4 protein-coding genes and 2 pseudogenes are annotated in these 3,857 nt (G+C 74.1%); 1 reads left to right on the top strand and 5 read right to left on the bottom strand.

Annotation, left to right across the window (positions count from 1 at the left end; genetic code table 11):
- Nucleotides 1-230, top strand: a pseudogene (locus tag ACFV0Q_RS29145) (lytic polysaccharide monooxygenase); the annotation flags it as partial.
- Nucleotides 231-277: 47 nt separating this feature from the next.
- Here ACFV0Q_RS29145 and ACFV0Q_RS29140 read toward each other — a convergent pair.
- The 5 genes and pseudogenes from ACFV0Q_RS29140 to ACFV0Q_RS29120 all read right to left on the bottom strand — a co-directional run.
- A pseudogene (locus tag ACFV0Q_RS29140) lies at nt 278-361 on the bottom strand (hypothetical protein); the annotation flags it as partial.
- Between the two features lie 137 nt (nt 362-498).
- Entirely contained in the window at nt 499-1,473 is a 975-nt protein-coding gene (locus ACFV0Q_RS29135) for an NAD(P)-dependent alcohol dehydrogenase (RefSeq protein WP_385009346.1), read from the bottom strand.
- Nucleotides 1,470-1,730 (bottom strand): helix-turn-helix transcriptional regulator, encoded by a 261-nt coding sequence (locus ACFV0Q_RS29130; RefSeq protein WP_385009345.1) that lies wholly within the window; start codon nt 1,728-1,730, stop codon nt 1,470-1,472. The genes ACFV0Q_RS29135 and ACFV0Q_RS29130 overlap by 4 nt, the downstream gene beginning before the upstream one ends.
- Nucleotides 1,724-2,152: a hypothetical protein gene (locus tag ACFV0Q_RS29125; RefSeq protein WP_385009344.1), complete on the bottom strand. Its 429-nt coding sequence runs from the start codon at nt 2,150-2,152 to the stop codon at nt 1,724-1,726. Before ACFV0Q_RS29125 ends, ACFV0Q_RS29130 begins: the two co-directional genes overlap by 7 nt.
- A gap of 82 nt (nt 2,153-2,234) precedes the next feature.
- Nucleotides 2,235-3,857, bottom strand: a 1,623-nt coding sequence (locus ACFV0Q_RS29120) for a SpoIIE family protein phosphatase (RefSeq protein ID WP_385009343.1), incomplete at its 5' end; no start/stop codon positions are given.

Here is a 3,857-nt window from a genome sequence, read left to right as displayed (position 1 = left end):
GTACCTCACCAAGGCCGGATACGACCCGACCAAGCCGCTGGCCTGGTCGGACCTGGAGGCGAAGCCCTTCGCCCAGGCCACCGACCCGGCGCTGCTGCATGGTTCGTATGTCTTCGACGGGACCATCCCGCAGGCGGCGGGGCGGCAGCTGATCGACACGGTGTGGCAGCGCTCCGACACCCCCGAGGCGTTCTACGCCTGCTCGGATGTGGTCTTCGGCGGGCGGGACCGGCGCGGCGAAGCGGTGGGGGCCGACCGGGGCGGCGGCGTAGGGGATGCCGAGGAAGCGGGCGATCCCGTTCTCGATCCGTCCGGCGATCGTTCCGTAGGCGGTTTCCACCTGCTGCGTCGGGAGGGACATGCGACTCCTTCGTCGGGTCCGGGGACGTGGGGAGGAGAGCCCTCCGCACGCGGCCCCTGGCTACCCTGCGCGATCTCTCGATATCCCAGGGTGACCGGAATCCGGTGAAGGTTGTCGCGAATGCGCCCGGTGGAGCGTCAGACGCGCAGGACCAGCTTTCCGCGCACGCCGCCGGAGCGCAGGCGGCGGACGGCCTCGGCGGCTTCGGCCAGGGGGTAGGTACGGTCCACGGCGGGGGTGACGGCGCCGGACTCGATCAGCCGGGCGAGGTCGGCCAGGTCGGCGGCGCGGGGGGTGACGGCGAGCCCGCGCAGGCGGTGGCGGACGAACGGCGACAGGAGCTGGGCGCGCAGCTGCCGGTCGGTGCCGCCGATCCACCGGCCGTCGCTCTCGCCGCCGACGATGACGAGGGTGCCGCGCGGGGCGAGGGCGCGGCGCAGGCGGGCGAGGGGGCGGTTGCCACCGGTGTCGATCACGAGGTCGTGGTGGCGGGTGCCGTCGGTGGGGTCCTCGCGGGTGTAGTCGAGGACCTCGTCGGCGCCGAGCGTACGGACGAGGTCCGCCGCGGCGGGGCCGCAGACCCCGGTGACGCGGCCCGCGCCGAGGGCCTTGGCCAGCTGCACCGCGTACGAGCCGACGCCGCCGGCCGCCCCGAGGACGAGCACGCTCTGCCCGGGCGCGAGCCGGCCCGCGTCGCGTACGGCCCGCAGGGCGGTGGTCGCGGAGACGGGCACGGCGGCGGCCTGTTCGGCGGTGAGGTTCGCGGGGCGGGGGGCGAGCCGGTCCTCGCGGGCGCGGGCGTACTCCGCGAAGGCGCCCGTGCAGGTTCCGTACACCTCGTCGCCGGGGCGCAAGCGGGTGACGTCCGGGCCGACGGCCTCCACCCGGCCGGCGACGTCCTGGCCGGGGACGCGGGCCTTCGGGGCGCGCAGGCCGAAGCCCATGGCGCGCAGCAGGTAGGGGCGGCCCGCCATCAGGTGCCAGACGCCCTGGTCGACGCCGGCGGCGCCGACCCGCAGGAGCACCTCGCCCCGGCCGGGGACGGGGCGCCCGGTCTCTTCGAGGCGCAGCACTTCGGGCGGTCCGTAGGCGTCCTGGACGACGGCTCTCACGGGGTGTCTCCCTCGGTCGCGGGGGCGGCGGCGGGGCCGCCGGTGGCGGAGTACTGGAACACGTGGTCGAGCGGGACGCCGAAGGCCCCGGCGATCTGGAAGGCCATCTCCAGGGAGGGCGAGTAGCGGCCCTGTTCGATGGCGATCACCGTCTGGCGGCTGACGCCGATGCGGCGGGCGAGTTCCGCCTGGGTCATCTCGCCGTGCGCGAAGCGCTGGGCCCGGATGGTGTTGGTGACCCGGGTCGGCCTCACCACGGGTGGAAGCCGAGGCGGTAGGAGACGAGCTTGGTCGTGGAGCCGAGGACCGAGGACAGGACGAAGGCCAGGTAGATGGTGTTGGCGATCCAGAACGGGGCGGCCTCGGCCATCGCCAGGACCAGCCCGCCCACCGCGCCGACGACCACGAACGACAGCCCGACGTACTCGCCGAAGCGGTGGATCTCCCGGTCCCGCTGGTCCTTCGTCCCCGTCTCCTCGCGGGAGAGGACGGCGACCGCGATGTTCGCCGCCACGCAGACGGCGACCGACAGTCCGACCGACCACAACAGGGCGGCCACGTAGGGCGCGTGGGCGAGGGTCACCCCCTCGGGCCGGGCCAGTACGACGCACAGGTACCCGGCGTACGACGTGACCGCGGCCACCAGCATGATCCAGGCACGTCTCTCCTCGACAGCCATCCCGGCCCCCGCTTTCCATGTCAAGAAAACCAGACATGAGGAGTGTCAAGGAACCGCGACACCGTGTCAAGGATTCTTGACCTCAAGCCGGGCGGAGCGGGGTCGCGCCGTGGATCCGGGCGAGGACCAGGACCGTGTCGTCGGTGGGGGCGGTGGGCAGCAGGGCCGCCAGGATCCGGTCGGCCATCCGCTCCAACGAGACTTCGGTGCGCCCGAGTTCGCCGCGGAGGGCGTCCAGCCCGGTGTCGATGTCCCGGCCCCGGGCCTCGATCAGCCCGTCGGTGTACAAGGCCAGGACGGCGCCCTCGGGGAGGTGGGTGCGGGTCGACCGGAAGGGGATGCCGCCGACTCCGAGCGGGACCCCGAGGCCGTCGCCGACGGTCTCGACCGAGCCGTCGGGGTGGCGCACCAGGAGCGGGGGGTGGCCGGCTCCGGCGACGCGGGCGCAGCCGGTGTGGGGGTCGTAGACCACGTAGAGGCAGGTGGCCAGTTCGATGCCGGACTCGCGGGCGCAGAGGTCGAGTTCGGCGAGCAGGGCCTCCGGCTCGGGGCCGTGCCGGGCCAGCGCCTTGGCGGTGATGCGCAGCCTTCCCATCGAGGCGGCGGCCGGTACGCCGTGGCCCATGACGTCGCCGACGACGAGGGCTACGCGGTCGCCGGGCAGGTTGATCACGTCGTACCAGTCGCCGCCGACCTCGGTGACCCCGCCCGGGAGGTAGCGGTGGGCGACGGTGAGGTGGGGGCTGACGGCGAGGGCGCTGGGCAGCAGGGCGCGCTGGAGGGTGAGGGCGATCTCCTGGACCTGGCCGTAGAGGCGTGCGTTGTCCAGGCAGAGGGCGGCACGGGAGGCGAGTTCCCCGGCGAGGCTGAGGTCTTGTTCGGTGAAGGCGGGGCGGGCGGGGGAACGGCCGAACATGGCGACGCCCTGGACGGTGCCGCGGGCGACCAGCGGGGCGAGGAGGATGGTGGCCAGGCCGCTGTCGAGCAGCAGCCGGGCGCGGTCGCGGTGGATGACGGTACGGGTGGTGAAGTCCTCGTCCACGCGGACGCCGAGCGGGCGGCCCGTGCTGAGCACGTGGTGGATGCTGGAGCCCGGCGGGTACTCCAACCGGTCGAGGCCTCCGACGATCTCCTCGGCGGGCGGCGGCAGCGTCGTCCCGGCCGCGATCCGGCGGGTGAAGAGGGGCAGGCGCGGGTCGAAGGCCTTCTCGGGGTACATCCACTCCACCAGCTCCACGACGGAGGCGTCGCAGAACTCCGGAACGGCGACGCCGACCAGTTCCCGGGCGGTGGTGTCCAGGTCGAGGGTGGTGCCGATCCGGGCGGAGGCGCGGTCGAGCAGGTCGAGGCGCTGGCGGGCGGCGGGCGCCTCCAGGAGGGCCTGTTCCCGGTCGGTGACGTCCACCAGCAGGCCGCCGACGCCGGGGCGGCTGCCGACGGCGCCGGTGAGCGGGAAGAAGCTGACGGAGCGCACCTGGTCGCGGTCCGGGCGGCCCGGGGTGCGCAGGCCCATCAGGACGCCGACCAGGGGGGTGCCCCCGTCGGCGACGGCGCGGAGCATGCCCTCGAACTCGCCGTCGTCGGAGGTGATCATGACCTCGGAGGCGGTGCGGCCGAGGTGGTCCGGGACGGACATGCCGTCCATGTCGGCCAGGACCTGGTTGAGGTGGACGTAGCGCAGGTCCTCGTCGAGCATCACCAGGCC

Source organism: Streptomyces sp. NPDC059564 (genome assembly GCF_042735575.1).
Lineage (GTDB): Bacteria > Actinomycetota > Actinomycetes > Streptomycetales > Streptomycetaceae > Streptomyces.
Note: the sequence above shows the minus strand (reverse complement) of the source record. Positions and strands in the feature narration are given on the sequence as shown.